Source organism: Desulfolithobacter dissulfuricans, from assembly GCF_025998535.1.
GTDB lineage: Bacteria > Desulfobacterota > Desulfobulbia > Desulfobulbales > Desulfobulbaceae > Desulfolithobacter > Desulfolithobacter dissulfuricans.
This window is the reverse complement of record NZ_AP024233.1, coordinates 1,108,881-1,131,596: the sequence shown is the minus strand read 5'-3', so window position 1 is coordinate 1,131,596 and position 22,716 is coordinate 1,108,881. Positions and strand designations below refer to the sequence as shown.

General features: G+C 59.3%; 17 protein-coding genes and 2 pseudogenes. 3 read left to right on the top strand and 16 right to left on the bottom strand.

Annotation, left to right across the window (positions count from 1 at the left end; genetic code table 11):
• Positions 1-833 precede the first annotated feature (833 nt).
• The 10 genes and pseudogenes from ltrA to GF1_RS04905 all read right to left on the bottom strand — a co-directional run bounded on the left by ltrA (position 834) and on the right by GF1_RS04905 (position 13,045).
• Complete coding sequence (ltrA, locus tag GF1_RS04950; protein WP_267928516.1) at positions 834-2,177, bottom strand: group II intron reverse transcriptase/maturase; 1,344 nt, start codon at positions 2,175-2,177, stop codon at positions 834-836.
• Positions 2,178-2,818: 641 nt separating this feature from the next.
• Complete coding sequence (dsrP, locus tag GF1_RS04945) at positions 2,819-4,054, bottom strand: sulfate reduction electron transfer complex DsrMKJOP subunit DsrP (protein ID WP_267928515.1); 1,236 nt, start codon at positions 4,052-4,054, stop codon at positions 2,819-2,821.
• A gap of 32 nt (positions 4,055-4,086) precedes the next feature.
• Positions 4,087-5,049, bottom strand: coding sequence for a 4Fe-4S dicluster domain-containing protein (locus GF1_RS04940; RefSeq protein ID WP_267928514.1), 963 nt, complete (start codon positions 5,047-5,049; stop codon positions 4,087-4,089).
• Between the two features lie 277 nt (positions 5,050-5,326).
• A complete protein-coding gene (locus tag GF1_RS04935) occupies positions 5,327-5,689 on the bottom strand; it encodes a hypothetical protein (RefSeq protein ID WP_267928513.1) in 363 nt (120 codons plus the stop codon).
• Positions 5,690-5,705: 16 nt separating this feature from the next.
• Positions 5,706-6,350 (bottom strand): hypothetical protein, encoded by a 645-nt coding sequence (locus tag GF1_RS04930; RefSeq protein WP_267928512.1) that lies wholly within the window; start codon positions 6,348-6,350, stop codon positions 5,706-5,708.
• A complete protein-coding gene (locus tag GF1_RS04925; RefSeq protein ID WP_267928511.1) occupies positions 6,350-8,668 on the bottom strand; it encodes a molybdopterin-dependent oxidoreductase in 2,319 nt (772 codons plus the stop codon). Before GF1_RS04925 ends, GF1_RS04930 begins: the two co-directional genes overlap by 1 nt.
• A gap of 23 nt (positions 8,669-8,691) precedes the next feature.
• Positions 8,692-8,925, bottom strand: a complete 234-nt coding sequence (locus tag GF1_RS04920; protein ID WP_267928510.1) for a hypothetical protein — start codon at positions 8,923-8,925, stop codon at positions 8,692-8,694.
• Between the two features lie 496 nt (positions 8,926-9,421).
• Positions 9,422-10,953 (bottom strand): annotated as a pseudogene (locus tag GF1_RS04915) (YifB family Mg chelatase-like AAA ATPase).
• Between the two features lie 3 nt (positions 10,954-10,956).
• Positions 10,957-11,721, bottom strand: coding sequence for a tRNA1(Val) (adenine(37)-N6)-methyltransferase (locus GF1_RS04910; protein ID WP_267928509.1), 765 nt, complete (start codon positions 11,719-11,721; stop codon positions 10,957-10,959).
• Positions 11,702-13,045: a DUF1015 domain-containing protein gene (locus tag GF1_RS04905; RefSeq protein WP_267928508.1), complete on the bottom strand. Its 1,344-nt coding sequence runs from the start codon at positions 13,043-13,045 to the stop codon at positions 11,702-11,704. The genes GF1_RS04910 and GF1_RS04905 overlap by 20 nt, the downstream gene beginning before the upstream one ends.
• Before the next feature lie 227 nt (positions 13,046-13,272).
• On the opposite strand from GF1_RS04905, the gene GF1_RS04900 reads away from it, so the two are divergent.
• The 3 genes from GF1_RS04900 to tviB all read left to right on the top strand — a co-directional run bounded on the left by GF1_RS04900 (position 13,273) and on the right by tviB (position 15,301).
• Positions 13,273-13,575, top strand: coding sequence for a hypothetical protein (locus GF1_RS04900; protein ID WP_267928507.1), 303 nt, complete (start codon positions 13,273-13,275; stop codon positions 13,573-13,575).
• Positions 13,557-13,940, top strand: coding sequence for a 6-pyruvoyl trahydropterin synthase family protein (locus tag GF1_RS04895; protein WP_267928506.1), 384 nt, complete (start codon positions 13,557-13,559; stop codon positions 13,938-13,940). Before GF1_RS04900 ends, GF1_RS04895 begins: the two co-directional genes overlap by 19 nt.
• Before the next feature lie 83 nt (positions 13,941-14,023).
• Entirely contained in the window at positions 14,024-15,301 is a 1,278-nt protein-coding gene (tviB, locus tag GF1_RS04890; RefSeq protein WP_267928505.1) for a Vi polysaccharide biosynthesis UDP-N-acetylglucosamine C-6 dehydrogenase TviB, read from the top strand.
• Between the two features lie 17 nt (positions 15,302-15,318).
• Here tviB and GF1_RS04885 read toward each other — a convergent pair.
• The 6 genes and pseudogenes from GF1_RS04885 to fdhF all read right to left on the bottom strand — a co-directional run bounded on the left by GF1_RS04885 (position 15,319) and on the right by fdhF (position 22,707).
• A pseudogene (locus GF1_RS04885) lies at positions 15,319-16,169 on the bottom strand (ion transporter).
• Positions 16,170-16,184: 15 nt separating this feature from the next.
• Positions 16,185-18,299 carry a thioredoxin domain-containing protein gene (locus tag GF1_RS04880; protein ID WP_267928504.1) on the bottom strand — a complete coding sequence of 705 codons (2,115 nt, stop codon included), beginning with the start codon at positions 18,297-18,299 and terminating at the stop codon, positions 16,185-16,187.
• A gap of 87 nt (positions 18,300-18,386) precedes the next feature.
• Positions 18,387-18,803, bottom strand: coding sequence for a secondary thiamine-phosphate synthase enzyme YjbQ (locus GF1_RS04875; RefSeq protein WP_267928503.1), 417 nt, complete (start codon positions 18,801-18,803; stop codon positions 18,387-18,389).
• Positions 18,804-18,869: 66 nt separating this feature from the next.
• Positions 18,870-19,757: an FAD/NAD(P)-binding protein gene (locus tag GF1_RS04870; protein ID WP_267928502.1), complete on the bottom strand. Its 888-nt coding sequence runs from the start codon at positions 19,755-19,757 to the stop codon at positions 18,870-18,872.
• The gene (locus GF1_RS04865; RefSeq protein ID WP_267928501.1) at positions 19,754-20,833 is read right to left on the bottom strand and encodes a 4Fe-4S dicluster domain-containing protein; all 1,080 of its coding nucleotides are present in this window, start codon (positions 20,831-20,833) and stop codon (positions 19,754-19,756) included. The genes GF1_RS04870 and GF1_RS04865 overlap by 4 nt, the downstream gene beginning before the upstream one ends.
• Entirely contained in the window at positions 20,833-22,707 is a 1,875-nt protein-coding gene (gene fdhF, locus GF1_RS16295) for a formate dehydrogenase subunit alpha (RefSeq protein ID WP_337833066.1), read from the bottom strand. Before fdhF ends, GF1_RS04865 begins: the two co-directional genes overlap by 1 nt.
• Between the last annotated feature and the right edge of the window lie 9 nt (positions 22,708-22,716).

Genomic DNA, 22,716 nt, shown 5'->3' with positions numbered 1-22,716 from the left:
TCTCATGTTTCGTTGTGCAGGCCGTGGGAGCCTGCATGGGTGTTAACCCGCATATTTCACAAGCGATCTACTGCAAGGCCTGAAAACACCGCGCCTGCTGCGTCACAGCTTCAAAAAGAGTCCTCAAAATATTTCAATATTTCTGCGGCTCTTTTTGAAGCTGTTCCTTGCATCCACGGCGTTTTCAGACCTTTCGCCACGATCATTGTGAAATATGCGGGTTAAATCAAACCGGCCAGACCACCAGCACGCGAGCACAAGAAACCAGGCCTGCCAGCCGGACCGGAAGTAGCCAGATCTTCCCTGCAAGAATTCGGAGAATATCCGCTTGATGGCCTCACTGTTATTCTACAAGAATTACAAAAACTTTGAAACAGCGCGAATTATTTCTTTTTTCAGCCGATATGTTTTTCCTGCCGGAAGCAGGACAAACCACTGATCAAGAGAGACTGGAAAGGCAGGCAGGCCGGGGTAAAAAGCGGTGGCAGGCATAAGGGAGATCCGGACCACTGTCCCGGGTATAAAAAAAAACAAAAAAAAATCTGATTACCACTGAAATTCAGCCACCGATGCCCGAAGGTGTCGGCCTCACTTGTTTCACGGGACGCCATAAACCCGTCCCTGGGGGCTTGACTGTGGCCATCCAGGCCACAGACACCCGTGAAACAAGTGTAGAGTAGAGCGCTGTCAACAATGATCTTCAACGACTATGCCCTGCCGCACGCGGCTACTACATATCAGAGGAGGTCTCATTGCGGACAGCGCCCCCTCGTCGAACCGGACGTGCGGTTTTACCGCATCCGGCTCTCCGATGATCTCTCGCCTCAAGGCATTCACAGGGAGTTGACGGCTCTTTTATGCAGATAGACCAGCCCCTTAGACATGAGCGCCCTGTACAACGACGCTCCATCAAGGTGCCGGCAGTGCCGGTGACTCCGTGTCCTCATAAAGCGACTGAACCGGGTCTGCACGTACCAGTCAAGCGTCTTGAACGATACCTTCGGGTATCCGAAGGAAAAGTAGTTGCCCCAGCCAATCAGAAATCGATTGACGTGGTCAATTACTTCTTCTACCGGCTTTTGAATCCTGCGAATCGTCAGAGCATGTATCCTTTCTCGCGCCCGTTTCAAGCTCTTGGCAGAAGGGACAATGTTCAGGTACCGGCCCGCTCCGTACAGACTGCGATCAAAGCGGAACGTAAATCCAAGGAAATCAAAACTACTGCCGGGATCTTTCAAGTTAACTATGGTTGTCTTGTTCCGATTCAGGATCAGGTCGAGTTCCCCCAGCGTCTTGTCAACAAAGGCGTGAATGCGAGGTCCGATGTACCGAGCCATGATAACCCAGTCGTCGGCATATCGTACCAGCCTTGCGTTGGCAAAATTGCGGGGACCTTCCGAGCTGTGAAAGCGTTGGTCGAATTCATGGAGAAAGATGTTGGCCAGCAAAGGCGAGATGACTCCACCCTGTGGCGTACCCTTGCGGGAGCGAGTGATCTTGCGACCGCCCTGCCCATCCTCTTCAACGATATCGCTTTTCAACCACATCCTGATCAGCTTCAAAACGGATCGGTCAGCTATTCGACGCTCCAGGCATTGCATCAGTTTGCCATGGTCAATCGTGTCAAAGTAGCTGCTCAGATCCGCATCCAGGACTTCAGTAAATCCCGCCTTGAGCGCCTGCCGAATCGCGGCGAGAGCATCATGGGCCTTAAGGCCCGGGCGGAATCCGTACGAGCAGTCCTCAAAGTCTGCCTCGAAAATCGGCTCCAGGATCAACAGGACCGCCATCTGTACAACCCGATCCTTGACGGTCGGGATACCCAGCGGACGCATCTTTCCATTCGCCTTTGGGATATAGACCCGTTTTACCGGCATGGGCCGGTAGGTCTTATCCTTCAATTCCTGCTGTATTGTTTGCAGCAGGCCTGCTACACCTTCCGAACTCTCCTTGATGGACGCAAGGCTTACTCCATCCACCCCGGCAGCGCCTCGATTGGCGTAAACCCGGTTCCAGGCACTTTGCAGTACATCCAGGCGATACACCCGGTCGTACAGGGCATAGAATCGAAACTCCGGTTCCTGCTTGGCCTTGTGGCCCAGTTTCTTTCGCAAGAGGGAGACCTTCGGGCTCAGGCCGAACTCCTGCCCTGCCCGTTTATCCGTAGTGGGAGACAAACATGTGTACTCCAAGCGGGACTTCCTCCATTGTCAGAAACACGATCAAAGTCCTGCCCCTTCGCTCCACGGGAGTTACCCCGCTTCAACACTACTATGGGCAGGTCCGACTCCCGGCCGGGACCGCACAGAGGGTTATGCATTCCCCTCCAGCGTTTGGACTCGGGCTATCTGCTGCCCTGCCCGTCCCGCCGGGTCTCCCAGGTTCCCTGGCGCTCCCTTGAGTACATGCCATCTCCAAACACCCCGGGCGGCCCAACGCAACGCTCCTGTTGTCTCATCGCGTCAATGACTGGCTTCCCCATGACCTCGGAGGGTCGCCGCCGCCAAATGTGTAACGAGGCCGAATCGAGTTCACAGATGTTACGGCCTATACTCTATCTGACCTTACGGCCTTTTCCGACCCTGCTTGACGATTCGGGTTACCCCTACACGCCGGGTCGGCGATTTCGCGGTGAACAGGCAATTACCGCGGGTGGCATCGCAGCCACCAGGTTCGCCAGAGCTTCGCCTGGCACACGAGGCCGACACCGGTTTCAATGCTGAAGATTGATGGTAATCAGAAAAAAAAAGCCCCTGCCCGGCCCCGGAATGGGAGCGGAGACAGGGGCGTCCGGCCTTGCAGAAGGTAAGAAGAAGGATCAGGCAGAGGATCCAGCCCGACCTTCCCTGAACCGGTGTTCTATAACCAGGGCCGGTTTGATCAGGATGGTTACCACAAAGGCTCCGGTGGCCAGAATACCGAGGGTTATGAGAATCTCCGGCGTACTCGGGGAGTAGTCCACCACCTCTCCGAGAGGCGAGGGAATGAAGCCGGGGATAATCAGCCCAAAGCCTTTTTCAATCCAGATACCGGTGAAAAGGCTGATCGCCGCCACCATCAGATACTTGGGATTGCACTTTGTCGGATCAAAGGCAAAAAGCAGGGTCCCGAGAACATTGAGACTGATCGCCGACCAGATCCAGGGTACCAGGGAATCGTGCCCGTCCAGCCCGAAGAAGAGATACTGGGCCGAAAGCGAGTGGTGGGTCACGGTGTAAAACTCCTTGAAAACCTCGGAAAAAAGCATGATCAGGTTGATGACCGCAGCCACCACGATGATTCTCTTCAGTTTTCTGAAAATATTCTGGTCGATGGGATAGTTGGTCATCTCCTTGATCACGATCAGGACCATCATGATAACCGCCGGGCCGGCGGCAAAGGCCGAGGCCAGGAACCGGGGACCAAGCAGCGGGTTGTTCCAGAACGGCCTTGCCGGCAATCCCTGGTAGAGAAAGGCGGTGACCATGTGAATGGAGACAGCCCAGAAGATGGAGAGAAAGACAAAGGGCTGATACTTCCAGCCCACAGGCTTGCGGCCATGATAGTTGGAATAGAGGATGTAGAGTGGCACCAGACTGTTCAAGGCCAGGTAGCCGTTCAAGACCAGCATGTCCCAGGTGAGGATGGAGGAGGGCCAGTTGAAAAGCCCGATCCCCGGGATCATGTGCCACACCTTGAGCGGCCCCCCCATATCCACGGTGATGAAGAGCAGACACATCACGAGTGCTCCCACCGCTACCCCCTCGCCGATGATCACCACTTCATGCAGATCCCGGTCTTTGAGGATGTAGGCCGGCAGGATCAGCATAACCGCCGCAGCGGCCACGCCGACGAAAAAAGTAAAATTGGAGATATACAGGCCCCAGCTGACAATATCACTCATGCCGGTGATCATCAGCCCTTCCTGGAACTGGCGCCCGTACGCCAGGGCGCCGGACACCATCAGGCCGAGCAGGACAGCCAGGTACATCTTGAATCCCAGACCGCCGGTAAACGCCCAGCGCAGGCAGTCTGAGATGAAAGCAACGAATCCGTTCCTTGGGTTGGTAGTCATTATTTTTCCCTTCTGTTATTGGCCTTGTGCCATCAATCCATGAAATACCAGAACTTGGGGTCGGTCCCCAGATCTTCCTTGAACCGGAAGACCTTCTTGTTCTGCAGGACAAAACGGATCTCACTGTTCGGATCAAGCAGATTTCCAAATACCCTGGAACCGGTGGGACAGGCATCGGCACAGGCCGGCAGCTTGCCCTGGCGGGTCCGCTGCACGCAGAAGGTACATTTTTCCATGACCCCCTTCATCCGCATACGGTTGCCCAGATAATGCTGCTTGCGATTGATTTCGTCCTTGGGCACCACCGGATCGCCCCAGTTGAAACGACGACCCCAGTACGGACAGGCCGCCAGGCAGTAACGGCAGCCGATGCACCAGTCATAGTCCACCACCACGATGCCATCGGGCTCCCGCCAGGTGGCCTTGGTGGGACAGGCCTTGATACAGGGGGCGTTTTCACAGTGAAAACACTGGACGCCCATGTAAAATTTATTGTCCACCGGCACTTCGTGGAAATACTTGCCATCACCGCTGGAGGGATCCAGTTTGCCCGGATCCATCTCAAAGATCCGGATATACTGGGTCTTGGTCCTCCGATCCAGGTTGTTCTCCCGCACGCAGGCCTCCACGCAGTCCATGTAGCCCTTGCAGCGGGAAATATTGAAGGCATAGCCGTAGAGGACGTTCTCACGGGGCTCCTGGTTGGACATCTGGATATCGATGCCCCGCTGGAGCTTGGCCAGCCGCTCGAGCCGAGCCACGGTCTCGTCTTTTTCTTCCTGGGTCATCAAACGGTAGTGTTTCTTAAAATATTCCTCCCATTTGAGACCCATTTCCTCGGTAGCCTTCGAACCACTGCAGCCACCGACCACCAGGCCCGCCGAACCGGCTGCCGCGGCAATGGACATGTTCTTCATGAAGTCGCGACGGGAGGACTTGTTCTCAGGCATATCTTCTGTCTGCATCCGATCTTCTTTCTTGTTGCTGGAATCCATAATCTCACCCCCTTTTAATCCAACGGCAGAGAATATGTCGCCGGCATCTTTTTAGGAAAGGCAGGGGAGTGGGGGTTGTGGCAGCTGGTACAGTTTCGCACCACCCGTTCTCCAGCCCAGTATGCCTCGCGCTTGCCGTGCGCCCCTCCAAGCCAGTCCCGCTTCTGGCGGAAATGACATTTGCCACAGAGCTGATAGCTGTGGTCAAAATCGATTTTCTGCCCCTGTTTGTCGACCAGAAAATCTCGATTCTCGATGGAATGACACTCGATGCAGGTCAGCTGATTCTCCCCAGACCATGGTTGAGCCTGATGTCGCCGTGGGTCAGAACCGCACCGTCCTGAACCCGTATGGGCTTGTCGTTGTGACAGCTGCTGCAGCGGAAACGCTTGATCTCGCCCTTGCGGGCCAGCACCCTGAAGGTACCGCCCTGATAGGTCTCTTTGGCCCGCACTGTTGTAACCGGCAGAGGATAGGCCGATTCGATCTTCGTGCTGTCAAACGGTTCAACCGCATGGTTGATCCGGGCCATGACCGAGCCCGACCCGTGTGAGCCGGACTCTCCGACAGCCTGAATGGGCAGAAGTACCGCTGCCAGCGCCAGGAGGGACAGACCGGCACGATAAGGTAATTTGCTCATAACGTATCTCTTGCCCTCAGTTGTTTCTCTGAAATGTTTCCATGGTCACCGCAGGGACATGACATTGACGGCAGTTGCCGCGCGAACCATGTTCCACCCGGATCTCGGCCACGGCACCGGAGCCCGTGTGACAGGCAATGCAGTCGTCACGCAGCTGCAGACTGTGGGGCACGGGCGGCGGCGAGCCACCCAGGTACGACCGCCCCAGCTTGGGCGGATTCACCGATTCCCAGTCGATATCCACGAACAGCTTGTCCGTGGTCTTCGGGACATGACACTGAAAGCAATTTTCCTTTTCCGGATGAGGCGTCACCGGGGCAAAAGTGTCCAGCTCTGCCACATAGCCGCCATTTTCATGGCAGGAAACACATTTGGATCCATCTCCGGAAAAGGATTTGGGCACAAAGTGAGGAACCACGGGCGGCGAGCCGGGATACTGGCGGCGCTCGTAATAGGTATTGAGATTGCGACGGCCATCGGTACCGCTCATGGCAGCCAGTGGCGTTGCATCGTAGCGTTTATAGATCTTTTCGCCATTCCAGTCAAAGCCCTGGGGAATACCGGGCGCTGCCTGCAGTAACAGCGCCGCACATGCCCAGGACAAGCAGACAGCACCAATGGCGAGGGCCATCTTGCCAACTATACTACCTGTCATATTCATCACGCTTTCTCCAGGCGTACTGCACATTTTTTGTAATCGGGCTGCTTTGAGATGGGACAGAAAGCATCCAGGGTGACCTCGTTGATTTTGTAGCTCTCGTCAAAGAAGGGCACAAAGACCATTCCCCGCGGCGGGACACCGCGACCGTTGATCGAGGCCTTCATGACGACCGATCCACGACGGGAAATGATCCGGACCTTTTCTCCGTTGACAATGCCAAGCTCAGCGGCATCCTCGGGATTGATCTCCACGTAGGACTCGGGCACAGCCCGGTGCAGAACAGGAATCCGGCGGGTCAGGGAGCCGGTATGCCAGTGTTCGATCACCCGGCCGGTATTGAGCCAGAAATCATACTCCTTATCCGGGGATTCCGCGGCCGGCTCGTAGGGGCGGGCCCAGATCCAGGCCTTGCCGTCCTTCTTGCCGTAGAAGTCGAAATCGGTCCCCGGCTTGCAGGCCGGGTCATACTTGGCATTAAACCGCCACCTGGTCTCCTTGCCGTTGACAAAGGGCCACTGGACCCCGGAGCGGGCCTTGAGTACCTTGTAGGGCGCCATGTTGTGCTTGGGGTTGTTGTGGAAACGGCGATACTCTTCCCAGATCTTCTCGATGTAGTTCTCCTCGCTCCAGGGGAACTGCTTCTGGAAACCGAGCCGCCTGGCCACCTCGATGATCTGCCAGGTGTCGGACATGGTCTCGCCGGGACCGGGAACAATGCGCTCGAAATGCTGGGTCCTGCGCTCGGAGTTGCCGAACATGCCCTCCTGCTCGATCCAGAAGGTGGCCGGCAGAATCACGTCGGCCACGTCGGTGGTCGGGGTGGGATAGACATCCGAGACCACGATGAACCGGTCTTCCTTGAGGGCGCCGTTCCGGTAGCGGTTCAGGTTGGGCATGGTGATCATCGGGTTGGTGACCTGGATCCACATGAAGCGGATGTCGCCCCGATCCAGGGCCCGGAACATCTCCACGGTATGGTAGGTGGGCTTGGGATCGATATTGGAAACCGGCACATCCCAGATCTCGGCCGCCAGCTTGCGGTCATGCTCGTTCATGACCACGCCATGGGGCAGTTTGTGGGTCAGGGTGCCTACTTCACGGACCGTGCCGCAGGCGCTGGGCTGGCCGGTAAGCGAGAAGGGACTGTTGCCCGGGGTGGAGATCTTGCCGGTGAGCAGGTGGATATTGTAGACCAGGTTATTGATCCAGGTTCCACGGACATGCTGGTTCATACCCATACACCAGAAGGAGGTGCACTTCTTGGTCGGGTCACCGTACAGGGAGGCCAGGTACTTGATGTCCCGGGCCGAAACACCGGAGATCTTTTCCACCTTTTCCGGGGTATAGTCCTTGAGGAACTCCTTGTACTCCTCGAAAGTGATGCTCTCCGGCTTGTCCTTGAAGGAGAAATGGTCCTCGGTACCGTAGCCGATATTGGTCTTGCCCTTGTGGAAGGTGGTATGTTTTTCGACAAAGTCCCAGTTCACCCAGTCGTTACGGATGATCTCGTAGCAGATGGCATTGGCCACCGCCAGGTCGGTGTTGGGCCGAAAGATAATGGATTTGTCGGCCGCCTGGCTGGTCCGGGTGGTCCGGGTGGCGAAATCGATGATGGTCACGTTGCCACGCCGCTTGCGGGAAGCGAGCATCCGGGAGAAAAGGACCGGGTGCATTTCGGCCATGTTGTTGCCCCAGGTGACAAAGACATCGGCATGCTCGATATCCTCGTAGCAGCCCATGGGCTCATCGATACCAAAGGTGGTGAAGAAACCGGTTACAGCGCTGGCCATGCAGAGCCGGGCGTTGGCCTCGACGTTATTGGTGCCCAGGCAACCCTTGAAGAGTTTGGAGGCCACATAGCCGTCCGGAATGGTCCACTGGCCGGAACCGTAGATGGCCACAGAATCCTTGCCGTATTTCTTTCTGGTTTCCTGGAGCTTGGCGGCCACCAGATCCAGGGCCTCGGCGATGGGCACTTCCACCATCTTGCCACCTTTGCGGACCTTGGCCTTGGTGATACGGTCCTTGCCATACAGGGCCTGGATGGAGTGATAGCCCTTGACACAGCAGAGCCCCTTGTTGACGCTGCAATTGGGATCGCCCTTGACTGCCACGGCCCGGTCACCCATGACGCCGACGAGGAGTCCGCAGCCGGTGCCGCAGAAACGGCACGGGGTCTTTTTCCAGGTTACCTGCCCGATGGAGCCGTCCTGTCTTTTCCAGTTGGCGAAGCTGATCCCAGGGAAAATGGACCCAGCCGCCGCAATGGCGCTGGTCGCAGCCGCAGACTTGATGAATGATCTTCTGTTTAATTTCATGTTATCCTCTTTCTTCTCCCTGTTTATTGTTCTGCACTATGGCCAAAAGTCATGCTGAGTGACTGTAATGAAGGCAATTTTTTCAACGTTTCCTGAAGAGTCTTTTCGGTCTTCTCATCGGGAGTATCGGTGACCAGAACCACCACCTCCTGATTTTCCGCCGGAATGATTTCGCAATAATCCATATCTGACAGGTCAGCACAGAGCTGGTCCATGGCTCCTTTGTGGGGCAGTGCCAGATAACTTAGAATGGGCATTGTTCCTCCTCTTGAAACTTTTGTGATTGACAAATTGCGATCCGGCTCCCCCGGGAAACCGGATCATCTGCACAGCGTGACACACCAGATATGCACAGCGTGGTACGCTAGACATGCCGGATAGCAAGCAACAACCATACCTGTTTCAACAATTACGCTAAAACAGACTGATATTTTTCAGCAGATTAACTGATGTTACCACTTCGTGACACTTTCCAGAGAAATCCGTTCCCAAACGGTAACAAAGTGGTACCGGTAACGAATCCTGGTAAGCTCAGGCATGCAACCAGGTGTTGAGCGCGTTGCTTGGGGATCAGTAATTTTCAGCCAGCAGTTCGCCCCGGGTACCGGGTTGCAGGATGGCCCGGATCTTGATCAAGGGGTCCTGAAAAGCCGGAATTCTGCCGGCCAAAAGGAAACCAGGAGGACTTGCGCCAAGACAGCTCCGCCTTGATGACAGAGAGAAGGGAGAGGGAAGAAAAGAAGAGAAGAAAAATCAGGTCAGCTCATACTGCAGCCGCCGGTACTGGATCGCCTCGGCGATATGGCTACGGTTGATGGCGGCATTCTCTTCAAGATCGGCAATGGTCCGGGCGATCTTGAGAATGCGGTTATAGGCCCTGGCGGACAGGCCCAGGGCCTCGATGGACCGTCTGAGCAGCGCCGCTGCATCGCTTGCGAGCTGGCAGTGCTCCCGGAGTTGGGCCGGTCCCATCTGCGCGTTGCAGAACATGGCCCCGGCCTTCCGGAAACGATGCCGCTGGATGCGACGGGCCTGGTTGACGCGCTGCCGGATAACGGCCGAGGATTCGCCCGGCTCCCGGTCGTGCATGTCCTCAAGCCGCACCGGCGGCACCTCTATATGCATGTCGATCCGGTCCAGAAGCGGCCCGGAAAGCCGGGATCGGTAGCGCTGGATATGAACCGGGGTGCAGGTGCACTCCTTTCTGGAGTCGCCCAGATAGCCGCAGGGGCAAGGATTCATGGCCGCCACCAGCATGAACCGGGCTGGAAAGCGGAGCGATTGAGCCGCCCTGGAAATGGTCACAGCACCGTCTTCCAGGGGCTGGCGCAGGACCTCCAGGACATGTTTACGAAACTCGGGCAGCTCATCGAGAAAGAGGACCCCGTTATGGGCCAGCGATACCTCGCCGGGCCGGGGCATCTGCCCGCCGCCGATCAGGCCGGCGTCGGAGATGGTATGATGGGGACTGCGAAAGGGCCGGGTCACCAGCAGCGGGGCATCGTCCGGCAGCAGGCCGGAGGCGGAGTAGACCCGGGTCGTCTCGATGGCTTCCTCCAGGACGAGATCGGGCAGGATGGAGGGCAGACGACGGGCCATCATGGTCTTGCCGGTTCCGGGCACCCCGGACAACAAGATATTGTGTCCGCCGGCCGCGGCGACCTCCAGGGCCCGTTTCACATGCTCCTGACCCTTGACCTCGGAAAAATCGAACGGGTACAGGTCCTGGCGGTGAAAAAGCGTCTCCAGATCCACCTGCACCGGTGAAAAGTCCACCCGGCCGGCAAGGATGTCGACTGCCTGCTCCAGCCGGGTCACTCCCACGACCTCGATCCCCTCTACCACCGCAGCCTCCCTGGCATTGACTTCCGGGACCAGGAAGCGGGTCAGTCCCTGTTCCCGGGCGGCAAGGGCCATGGACAACACCCCCGGACCGGTCGGACCATGCCATCCAGGGAAAGCTCACCGATAATGGCGGTCTGCTCCAGGTCCTCACAGGGAAGCTGCCCCGAAGCGGCGAGAATACCCAGCGCCATGGGCAGATCGTAGCCGGCACCCTCTTTCTTGAGGGAAGCCGGGGCCAGGTTGACGGTGATCCGGCGGATGGGAAACTCGTAGCCACCATTGCGGATGGCGGCCCGGACCCGATCCTTGGCCTCGCGCACCGCCCCCTCGGGCAGGCCGACGGTGGAAAACCCGGGCAGTCCCTGGGCCAGGTCCACCTCCACCTGAACCAGGCGCCCATCGACTCCGGTCACCGCGCAGGTCAGTACCTTTGCAAGCATCGCTCATTCCTCATACAGTTTCTCCATGGCTGGACTCCAGGGGCCGTTGCGGTGGGCATAGATATACATGGGCGGTGCCAGCAGGGTCTCGTCGCCGCCATTCTTGACCGCCCGCACCACCACGAGCCGGGCCCGGTCATCCTCTGGATAGCTGTAGACCGGTACAATTTTTTGTACTCCGAACCGTTGATCCTGGAGGGTGGCAACCAGGACTCCCAGGCGCGTGGCCGGATAGACCAGGCTGACCCGGCCACGGTTCCTGACGCAGAATCTGGCCGCCCGCACCACATCAGCAAGAGTGGCGCTGATTTCATGGCGGGCCAGCCGCTGCTCATCCGCCCTGCTCATCCTGCCTGAGCCCTTCGGGTAAAAAGGCGGATTGCAGACCACTTGGTCAAAAGATTCCGGTTCCAGGTACCGGCCGACATGGCGCAGATCACCCTGGACGATGCGGAACCGGTCCTCAAATCCACCGAGTGACACATTGTCCCTGGCCAGTCGAACCAGGGACGGCTGTAGTTCCAGGCCGGCCAGATGAATGTCGGGGTTCCTGAAAGCCAGGATGAGGCCGATCACCCCGCAACCACAGCCCAGGTCGAGCACCTGCTCGCCCGGTCGGACCGGGACCATTCCGGCGAGGAGTACGGAATCTACGGAAAAACGGTATCCGCGGGCGTGCTGACGACAGAGCAGCCGCCCGGAAAAAAGGGTATCCTCCCGGACAACCTCTTGCGCCTCCGGGCCGTCCTCAGGCCTGGATATGCTCATCTTCCTCCAGCTTGTTGATCAGGAAGCCGGTCATGATCTTGGGATAGAAATAGGTGGATTTATGGGGCATGATCTCACCGCTGTCGGCCACAGAGGTTACCTGCTCCACCCGGGTGGGATTGAGGAGAAAAAGAAGGGGAGTCGCGGAGTCATCGGCCACACTCGCCTTGACGGCCCGGTCCAGGGCCTCGTCCACGTCACTGATGTAGGAGACCAGGTTGTCTCGCACGCACTGTTCATGGGACAGCCCCAGGTAATCGTGGATCAGGAGCTCGGAGAGTACCACCACGTCCAGATCCCGCAACACCGGCGGTTTGCCGCGCAGCGATCCATGTTTTTCCAGGACCTCCTGCCGGATCCGGAGGAGAAAACAGCGGTCTTCTCCGGGATGATAGACCCCGAAGGCCGGCAGGTGTTCGGTCATCTCGGCCTCGTCCATACGCTGGAGCACAGCCACGATCAGTGCATCACGGATCCCGCCGCTGACCTCCTCCACGTGCATGCCCTGCCTGAGCCGCTCGACCAGCTCGTCTGCACTCATCCGTCCGGGCCAGTGCACCAGCCGGTGGGTGGGAAGTACGGAGAGCCCCTCGTCTTCACGGGCACAGAGGTACATCATGATGAAATTGTACGGACTGTCGGCAGGCAGATCGGGATTACGCTCCCGGGCCCGTTTCTGTACCCCCAGGGCGGTGGTGTAGCGATGATGGCCATCGGCGATATATACCGGCTTATCGACAAAGAGCTGCTGCACCCTCGCCAGGGCGGCCGGATCGGTCACCCGCCAGATGGTGTGGGTGTTGCCGCTTGAATCGGTGACCCGGTAGAGCGGTTCGGGTTCGCGGGCCTGTTCCAGGGTGCGGATAATCTCCTGCTCGGTGTCGGGATAGATGGAAAAAACCTGGCTGAACTGGGCCTGGCACTCATCCATGAGCTCGATCCGGTCGGAGACCACGCCGGCAAAGGTCTTTTCGTGGGGCTTGACAATACCCTCGGAAAACTCGGCCAGTCCCACCAGGGCCACCATGCCCTTGCGGGTAAGCCGCTGGCCGGAGGGATGGGTGTAGTCTATATAATAAAGATAAATGGCCGGTTTCTCGTCACGGATAAGAACGGCCTCTTCCTGCCAGGAGTCGAACCGGTCCCTGGCTCCAGTATAACGTTCCCGGCTTTTCTCAGCCTTTTCCGAGGAACTGCGCAGATCCAGCTGGATCATGTTGTAGGGATTTTTCTGTACCAACGCAGCGCCATCCTCATCGCTGATGACATCATAGGGCGGGGTGACCACGTCTTCGATCCTGATCTTGTCTGGATTGAAGCGCACCCCCGAAACGGGGCTATCACAGCCATGAATTTGTTCCTCCTGAATCCGTGACAAAAAATATTAGTATATAAAAAATATAAGCCTGAAAGACAGTTTAACGGTCTGTTGCAACACCCGCAGACCGGGGCACCCTTTCGAAACCTGTACCGGCCTCTGCCGGCAGAAGCCGATAAAACGCACTGCGTCACAATCCTTATCTGGATCCGGGTCAGTGAATCGAAAACCGCGTGGACAACGTTCCGGAATACAGGGAGGCATCACCTGGCTCCATCCTGGACAACAGGCTGAAGACAGGGAAACTTCCAGCTTCACAGATTCAGCCTCCTGGGTACTGGTCAAGAGAGGATAATCCTGCTACAATAATCGAAATGCAGGCGGAAAAAGAGCAGACAGCCATGGGTCAGGACACCCGGTGGCCTGCCCTTGTTGTTCCCCTGTTTACCATTTTCAAGAGCAGGGTTGCAAGACTGTTTTCCCCAAGCCTTGCACCGAATTTTTTCAGGGAGATTACATGTTCGATATCTTTATAAAAACCCATTTTTCCGGCGGTCATCACCTGCGCGACTACCCCGGAAACTGCGAAAAACCCCATGGCCACAACTGGAAGGTCAAGGTCTGCGTGCGGGCCACAGCCCTGGACGAGCTGGGCATGGGCATCGATTTCAAGGTCCTCAAGAAGCAGGTGGCTGCCATCGTCGACGGACTTGACCACTGCGATCTCAACGAGCATCCGGCCTTTATCAGCCGCAACCCCTCCTCGGAACACATTGCCATGTACCTGTTCGACCAGCTGCGCGAGCCTCTGAACACCGACCGCTACAGCCTCTATTCCGTCGAGGTCCGGGAAACCGATTCCAGCGGCGTAATCTACTACGGCGGCCAATCCGGAAGCTGAATCTCACTTCTACGAGAACCGTGTCCCGGCCGCACTATCCGGGTCACGGGGTCATCTATCCAGGATACTTCAGGAGTACTCCCATGCCAGACCTGCAATCCACCCGCGTTGCCGTAATCGGCCTTGGTTATGTCGGCCTGCCCCTGGCGGTCGAATTCAGCAAAAAACTGCCCACCACCGGTTTTGACCTCAACAGCCGGCGGATATCGGAGCTCAAGCGTGGTATTGATGTCACCAGAGAAGTCAGCTCCGAAGAACTCCAGGGGGCCAGGGATCTCCACTTCACCGACCAGGTGGCGGAACTCAAGGAGAGCAACGTCTATATCGTCGCCGTGCCCACCCCCATCGACTCCAACAAGCGTCCGGACCTGCGGCCCCTGGAGGGTGCCTCCCGGACCGTGGGCCAGGTCCTCAAGGAAGGGGACGTGGTGATCTACGAATCCACGGTCTACCCCGGGGCCACCGAAGAGGTGTGCATTCCCATCCTGGAAGAAATTTCCGGCCTTCGCTTCAACCACGATTTCTTTGCCGGCTACAGTCCGGAGCGGATCAACCCCGGCGACCATGAACACCGGCTGCCCACCATCGTCAAGGTGACCTCCGGCTCCACTCCGGAAATCGCCGACTTCGTCGACAGCCTCTACGGGACCATCATCACCGCCGGGACCTTCAAGGCCAGCTCTATCAAGGTGGCCGAGGCGGCCAAGGTCATCGAAAATACCCAGCGGGACGTCAACATCGCCCTGGTCAACGAACTGGCGCTGATCTTCAACCGGCTCGGCATCAATACCGTGGAGGTGCTCAAGGCAGCCGGAACCAAGTGGAACTTTCTTCCCTTCCGGCCCGGGCTGGTGGGTGGACACTGTATCGGCGTGGATCCCTACTACCTGACCCACAAGGCCCAGGAGGTCGGCTACCATCCGGAGATGATACTGGCCGGACGGCGGCTCAACGATGACATGGGCCGCTATATCGCCTCGGAAGTGGTCAAGTTGATGCTCAAACGCCGCATCCACGTTGCCGATGCCAACATCCTCATCCTCGGCCTGACCTTCAAAGAAAACTGTCCGGACCTGCGTAACACCAGGGTCATCGATATCATCGACGAGCTCAAGTCGTATGGTGCCAACGTGGAGATCTATGACCCGTGGGCCGACCATGACGAGGCCCGGACCCTGTACGGGGTGACCATGACCGGGGAACTGCCGGACAACCATTACGACGCCGTGGTCCTGGCGGTGGCCCACCGGGAGTTCCAGGACCTGGACCGGGACGATTTCAACCGCATCTGCCGCCAGCTGGCAGTCGTCTACGATGTCAAGCACGTGCTGCCCCCGGAAATCGTCGACGGCAGCCTGTAACAACTCCAGGGTAGCCTTCAGGGTGCCTCCAGCTTTTCCCCGCAGTATTTGCAGTGCACCGCGTCTGGATCGTGGAACCGGGCCTCGCAACCCGTGCAGGCCCGCTCTTCCCTGGGCCCGCCCGCGGACCTGACCATTTCGGCCGAGACGATACCCGTTGGCACGGCAATGATCCCGTAGCCGCAGATCATGATGATGGAGGCCAGCACCTGGCCCAGAGTGGTGGCCGGGGCGATATCACCGTATCCCACCGTGGTCAGGGTGACAATGGCCCAGTAGACGCCGCGGGGAATGGAGGTGAAGCCGTTTTCCTCCCCTCGATAAGATACATGAGGGACCCGAAGATAATGACCAGCATGGTCACGGTGAAGAGAAAGACCTCGATCTTCTTGCGGCTGGCCCGCAGGGATGCGAGGAGGATATTGGCCTCGCTCAGGTAGGCACCCAGCTTGAGCACCCGGAACACCCGCAGAATCCTGAGAACGCGGACAATGATCATGTAGGAGGTGCCGGGAAGGAAGAAGCCGATCCATCCAGGCAGAAAGGCGACGAGGTCGACCATGCCGAAAAAAGAGGTTGCATACCGCCTGGGATCATGGACGCAGAGCAGACGGACCACGTATTCCACCGTGAAGAGGACGGTGAAAACCGCCTCGCCCAGCCGCAGCCATGGTCCCCACTGCTGGCGGACACTGCGGACCGAATCGAGCATGACCACCCCGACGCTGATCCCGATGGCCAGGATCAGTGTCACGTCAAAGGCCTTGCCGGCCGGGGTGTCGGATTCAAAAATGATGGTGAACAGGCGTTCTCGCCAGGGGGCCCGGCGGTTGGGTGCCAATCCACGTCTGGAGGGTTGCAGAGCCATAATCAGATCACAGGGTCACGGTTTGGTTTGTTGCAGCAGCCTGGAGAGAGCCACCGGGTCGGAGACCGGTTCCAGGCAGGACCGGTCCCGGCACACATGGGCCGTGGCCCGTCCTTCCCGGGGAACCATGGCGGCGATAAAGGGCAGGTTGCGGCCAAGACAGGCCTGATTGTCAGCCTGGTCAGCCAGGAGGACAAGACTTCCGGGCAGGTAGAGGCCATGAACCACCTCCAGCAGCTTTCGGGTATCCTCCCGCTCACGTTCCCCGGCCACAACCACCTGGACCAGCCCCTGCCGCTGTTCCATCCAGGCGCAGAGCATGGCGACCAGCCCGCCCGGGAACCTGTCCAGGGACGGGGCAAAGGCTTTGAGGGTTTCCGCGACCAGCTCCGCCAGATCGCTCCGACCGGTGAGGGCGGCAAGGCGCAGGAGATTCGACACCGCCACCGAATTGGGGGCCGGCTCGGCCCCGTCATAATCAGCCTTCATCCGCAGCACCACGGTTGGATCGGCGACACTGTCAAAAAAACCTCCCTGTTCCCGGTCGTGGAAGAGGGTTATCTGGAGGTCAGTCAACTCCTCTGCCCAGGCCAGCCAGCACGGCTCGTGGACCACCTGGTAGAGTTCCAGCAGCCCGGCCACCACAAAGACATAATCAGCGAGCTGTCCTGTCGGTCCCCGGGTTCCGTCCCGGAAAGAACGGTGGAGCCGACCTGCATCCTCCAGGTAAAGCTCCCGGCGCAGAAAAGTGGCGGCCGCGACAGCGGCCCCGGTAAACCCGGGCTCGGCCAGAACCGCCCCGGCCCGGGCCAGGGCGGCGATCATGAGCCCGTTCCAGGCCGCGATAATTTTGTCGTCGCGATGGGGTCGCGGCCGGGTGCAGCGCTTTGCAAAAAGCATCTCTTTTGAGCGGGCAAGGCTCCCGGCCACCGTGTCTTGAGAAAGACCGAAATGATCCGCGGCCCCGTGCAGGGTATGGGCCCGGTGAAGGATATTTTTGCCGCCAAACTCCCCCTGCGGATCCACGGCCACATTCCCCCCGGCCCGGACCCCGTAACAGTAACTGAATATCGTCCCGTCCCGCTCGCCCAGGATCTCCATAATCTCGTCATGGGTCCAGAGATAAAAGGCCCCTTCCCCGTGGCCGCCCTTCCCGTCCGGATCCGCGCTGTCCGCATCCTCGGCGCTGCAGAACCCACCCCCATCCGCCCGCAGGTCGCGCAGAACATAGTCCAGGACCTCGCGGACAACCGTTTCATAGCACGGATCTCCGGTGATCCGGTACATATCGATACAGATCAGGGCCATCTGGGCCTGATCATAGAGCATCTTCTCGAAGTGAGGCACCTGCCACTGGCGATCCACGCAGTAGCGATGAAAACCACCACCTAGATGATCGTAGAGGCCGGCGGCGGTCATGGCTTCCAGGCTGGCCCGTACCATCTCCAGCGCTTCAGCCTCGCCAGTGGCATGCCACCAGTGCAGGAGAAAATCATAAGCCACAGGCCGGGGAAACTTGGGCGCGTGACCAAAACCGCCATGGGCCTTGTCAAAGGTCTGGGTAAGGTATTCGAAAGCGCGCCGACCGACATCGGCGGGTACGGCCGATGGGCCCGTCGGCGCCGACGGGATAAGGGCATTGACAAGGGAATCCGCGGCCCGGCGCAGTTCATCCCGCCGGGAGTGCCAGGCCCGGTGAACGGCGCGCAGAATGTCACCGAAACCGGGCCGGCCAGGCCCTGGCTTTGCCGGGATATAGGTGGCCGCGTAGAAAGGACGGCCGTCGGGGAAGAGAAACATCGACAGGGGCCAGCCGCCGGCTCCGTTCATGGCCTGGATGGCGGCCATGTAAAACTGGTCCACATCGGGTCGTTCCTCCCGGTCGACCTTGACGGCAACGCAGCAGGAGTTGAGCAGCTCGGCGATCGCGGGACTGGCAAAAGATTCCCGGGCCATCACGTGGCACCAGTGGCAGGTGGAATAGCCGATGGAGAGAAAGATGGGCCTGTCTTCGGCCCGGGCCCGGTCAAAGGCTTCCCTGCCCCAGGGATACCAGTCCACGGGGTCATGGGCATGCTGGAGAAGATAGGGGCTCTTCTCGCCGGCCAACCGGTTGGTGCGCTCAGGCATGATCCGCTCTCCAGAGACGCGGCAGCAGGCAGGTCCGCACGGACAGACGAATCCACAACCCCCTGTCCCGCCTGCAGACCATTTCCGCTACTCGCCGATGATCTTGACCAGCACGCGTTTCCGGCGCCGGCCGTCGAACTCGCCATAGAATATCTGCTCCCAGGTACCGAAATGCAGCTTGCCGCCGGTCACGGCCACCACCACCTCACGGCCCATGACCTGCCGCTTGAGATGGGCATCAGCGTTGTCTTCATAGCCGTTATGCCGGTACTGGGAGACCGGGGCATGGGGGGCGAGTTTTTCCAGCCACACCTCGTAGTCGTGGTGCAGACCCGGTTCATCGTCATTGATGAATACCGAGGCTGTGATATGCATGGCATTGACCAGACAGAGCCCCTCCTGGATGCCGGACTCCCGCAGGCAGGCCTCCACGTCCGGGGTGATGTTGATAAACCCCCGCCGCGAGGGGATCTCGTACCAGAGTTCCTTGTGAAAACTTTTCATCTTTTTACTTGTTCCTTGCGGGTACACCCTCTCGGCAGCTGGCCGCTGGCGTCTGCCCGCTTATGATCAGAGATTTTCCAGGTCAGGGAGCTGGGCCATGGAAAAAACCGGTCCGTCCCAGCAGACAAGGCGGTCTTCGAAATGGCAATGCCCGCAGATACCCACCCCGCACTTCATGTGCCGCTCCAGGGTGGTCCAGATCGACCCGGGCTCAAGCCCCAGGGTAACAAGCTTCTGGAGCACGAAACGCATCATGATTCCCGGCCCGCAGACCAGGGCCCGGTCGCTCGCCGGCGAGACCTGGACCTGGTCGAGCAGCTCGGTGACCAGTCCCACATGTTCCGTCCAATTCTCGTCTCCGTGATCCACAGAGAGCAGACAGGTCACCCCCTGCCGGCGCCAGAGACCGATCTCCTTCCTGAAGCAGAGATCCGCCGGGGTCCGGGCCCCGTAGAGCACGGTGATATCACCATATCTCTCCCGATTAGCCAGCGCATACTGGACCACCGAGCGAAGCGGCGCCATACCTATCCCCCCTCCGACAAAGAGCAGGTTGCTCCCCTCCAGCTCCCGGACCGGAAACGGCGTGCCGCACGGACCGCGCACCCCGATCTGGTCACCGGGTTTGAGTTCATGCATGGCCGATGTCAGCCGGCCGGCCCGGCGGACGGTGAGCCGAAAGCCCGTCCCTTCGGTGGGAGACGAGGAAAAGGAGATGGGCGCTTCGCCGAGATGGGGCATGGAGACCATCATGAACTGGCCGGGAACATAGGAAAAATCCTTATTGCACAGCACATCCTCGAAACTGCACACAAAGGTGAGGACCTGGTCGTTTTCCCTGATGATCTCATCGACCCGGGCCTGACAGGGCAGATAGATGTTGTCAGACATCTGGGCGAACTGCCGGGCCCGTTCCCTGTTCTTCCTATGCGGTGTGCTGTTTGTCTGTTTCACTCCCCTGTCTCCTGGGCTGCCTCGTACTGGCACATCATGGTGATAAAACGGATCATGTCCACGCCGCCAAAGCACATCCCCACACACCGGCCGCAACCCATGCAGCTGGTCCGGCCGTGGTGGCGCACGTCATGGAGCAACTTGTGAAGAAACCGCTTGCGAACCCGCTGGGTCTCCACATCCACCGGGTTATGGTCGCCGCACATACGGGTAAATCCTCGAAAGGTGCAGGCATCCCAGGTCCGAACCCGTTCGCCGGAATCGTCGGTGCGGGGTTGATCATGGATATTGAAACAGGTGCAGGTGGGGCAGATGAAGGCGCATCCCCCGCAATCCTGACAGCGGCGAGAGAGCTCGGTAAAGACCGCGGTCGGCTCATCCCCTTCCTCCAGCAGCTTGATGGCCAGATCCACATGGACAAGGGAACTGAACAGGCCGCGGGCCTCCAGGGCGGCCTGAAACTGGGCCCGCCGCTCCCGCTCACCGGCCGTGGAAAAGAACCAGGACCAGGCCTCGACGATCTTCCGGCCGCGGGCCCGGCCGGTTTCGACAAAGTACTGCTCGCCTATGTCGGTGAGCTGCAGATCGTAGCCGTGTTCGAGAAAGGGGCCGGTGCGGGTGGCGTTGCAAAAACAGTTGGGAAAGGGATGGTTGCAGCCGATGGTGATGAAGACCGCGTTTTCCCGGTGCCGCGCATAGTAAATATCCTGGCCCCGCGACTGGAAGAAGATGAGATCCATGTACATCACCGCCATCATGTCGCAGGAGCGGACCCCGAAATAGAGCGTCGGCCGGTTTTCCGGCAGCTGGGGATAAAAGGCATACCGGGTCTGGCCGCCGTCGTGATTCCGGTCCAGGGCATACTGGCAGAGGACTTCGGACTGGGGAAAGAAAAAGGGTTTGAGCGATCCCTGGGGTTGCTGATCCAGGTCGATCCGGGCGCTGTCCAGGTCATGGATCACGCTGTAGAGCGTGTCGCCATACTCGTTGCGGACCGGCGCCACCAGCCGGTAGTTCCTGGAAAGCCTGCGGAGCAGGGGTACCAGGTGATCCTTATGCAGTATACGTGTCTCCATCACACCCTCTCGACCTGAACGGCGCAGATCTTGTATTCCGGACATCGGGCCACGGGGTCGCTGGCCGCGATGGTCACCCGGTTGACCGGAGCCTCGGAAAAATGAAAACTGGTGAACAGCCGGGTCGGGACCACCCGGTCGGTCAGTTCGACGACAAATTCCGCTTGGCCGCGCCGCGAACGAACCCGCACCCGGTCGCCGTTGTGCAGCCCCAGCCGGACTCCGTCCTCGGGATGCATCTCAAGAAGCGGCTGCCCCCCTTCCCTCTCCAATAACGGTGTTCGCCGGGTCATGGTCCCGGTGTGGTACTGGTGGTAGAATCGGCCGGTGATCAGGGCAAAGGGATAAAGGCTGTCGGGAAGCTCGGCCGGCGCCACATGCCGGGCCGGCTCGAAATGCCCCCGTCCGCGGGTAAAGCTGTACTTGTGCAGAAACTTGGTCCCCTCGTGCTGCCGGTCGGTGCAGGGCCACTGGAGTCCCCAGGTGCCACGGAGCCGATCATGGTACATCCCGCCGTAGATGGGGGTCAGCATGCATATCTCTTCCATGATCTCGGCCGGCGAGCTGTACTCCATGGGATAGCCCATGCGGCTGGCCAGGGCCTCGACAATACGGTAATCGGGCCAGCAGTCGCCAACCGGGGCAATGGCCCGGTTCATCAGCTGCACCCGTCGCTCGGAACTGGTAATGGTCCCGCTTTTTTCCGCGAAGGAGGCGGCCGGAAAAACCACGTCGGCCAGCCGTGCCGTTTCGGTAAGGAACAGATCCGACACCACCAGAAAATCCAGGGCCTGCATGGCCTGCCGGACCGTATTGAGCTCCGGATCGCTGAGCAGTGGATTCTCGCCGGTAATGTACATGGCCCGGATGGTTTCACTGCCATGAAGCTCCCTGTCCGCAGGACCATGGGTCATGTCGAGCAGTGTCCGGCCCGGGGTTTCGGGCACCTCGGCCTGCCAGACCGCCGCAAACCTGGCCCGCACCTCCGGATCGCTCACCGACTGATAGCCGGGAAAGACCCCGGGCAGGGCCCCCATGTCGCAGGCACCCTGGACATTGGACTGCCCGCGGAGCGGATCCACGCCGGTAAACTCCTGCTCCACGTGGCCGGTGAGCATGGCCAGGTTGGCAAAGGACTGGACATTACCGGTTCCAGCCACGTGCTGGGTCACACCGAGGCAGTAGCAGATCACCGAGCGCTGGGCCCGGGCATACATCCGGGCGGCCCGGGCGATCAGTTTACGCTCCACCCCGGTGATGGCCGCCACCTCGTCCAGGTCGACTGTGAGAAGCATGTCGCGCAGGGCCAGGTAGTTTTCCGTCCGCATATCGATGAACAGGTCATCGATCATGTTCTCATCAAGGATGGAGCGCATCATGCCGTTGAGCACCGGGATATCGGTTCCCGGCCGGATCTGGAGATGGACATGGGCATGGCGGGCGATCCGGGTGCGGCGGGGATCGATGACGATGAGCTCGGCCCCGTTGTCCACGGCTTCGTAGATGCGGCGGGCCACCTGAGGATGAGTGCGGGTGGTATTGGAACCGGAGACGAGGATGGCCTGGGCCTGGCCGATTTCCTCGATGGAATTGGTCATGGCTCCGGAGCCGAAAGTGGTGGCAAGACCTGCCACGGTGGGCGCGTGTCAGAGCCGGGCACAGTGGTCGATGTTGTTGGTGCCGATCACCGCCCGGGCGAACTTCTGCAGCAGGTAGTTTTCCTCGTTGGTGCACTTGGCCGAGGCGAGGATGCCGATGGCGTCGGGGCCATGCTCTCGCCGGATCCGGGCCAGGCCGTCAGCGGCAACCTGGAGGGCCTCGTCCCAGGAGGCGGGTGCGAGCCTGCCCTGCCGGCGGACAAGAGGGCGGGTCAAACGGTCCGG

Coding starts and splice junctions, on each gene's coding strand:
- tviB (WP_267928505.1), top strand. CDS start 14,024: ATGCCAGACCTGCAATCCACCCGCGTTGCCGTAATCGGCCTTGGTTAT.
- GF1_RS04865 (WP_267928501.1), bottom strand. CDS start 20,833: ATGGAGACACGTATACTGCATAAGGATCACCTGGTACCCCTGCTCCGC.
- GF1_RS04940 (WP_267928514.1), bottom strand. CDS start 5,049: ATGGATTCCAGCAACAAGAAAGAAGATCGGATGCAGACAGAAGATATG.
- GF1_RS04910 (WP_267928509.1), bottom strand. CDS start 11,721: ATGAGCATATCCAGGCCTGAGGACGGCCCGGAGGCGCAAGAGGTTGTC.
- GF1_RS04925 (WP_267928511.1), bottom strand. CDS start 8,668: ATGAAATTAAACAGAAGATCATTCATCAAGTCTGCGGCTGCGACCAGC.
- GF1_RS04930 (WP_267928512.1), bottom strand. CDS start 6,350: ATGAATATGACAGGTAGTATAGTTGGCAAGATGGCCCTCGCCATTGGT.
- GF1_RS04935 (WP_267928513.1), bottom strand. CDS start 5,689: ATGAGCAAATTACCTTATCGTGCCGGTCTGTCCCTCCTGGCGCTGGCA.
- dsrP (WP_267928515.1), bottom strand. CDS start 4,054: ATGACTACCAACCCAAGGAACGGATTCGTTGCTTTCATCTCAGACTGC.
- GF1_RS04920 (WP_267928510.1), bottom strand. CDS start 8,925: ATGCCCATTCTAAGTTATCTGGCACTGCCCCACAAAGGAGCCATGGAC.
- GF1_RS04875 (WP_267928503.1), bottom strand. CDS start 18,803: ATGAAAAGTTTTCACAAGGAACTCTGGTACGAGATCCCCTCGCGGCGG.
- GF1_RS04880 (WP_267928504.1), bottom strand. CDS start 18,299: ATGCCTGAGCGCACCAACCGGTTGGCCGGCGAGAAGAGCCCCTATCTT.
- GF1_RS04895 (WP_267928506.1), top strand. CDS start 13,557: ATGTTCGATATCTTTATAAAAACCCATTTTTCCGGCGGTCATCACCTG.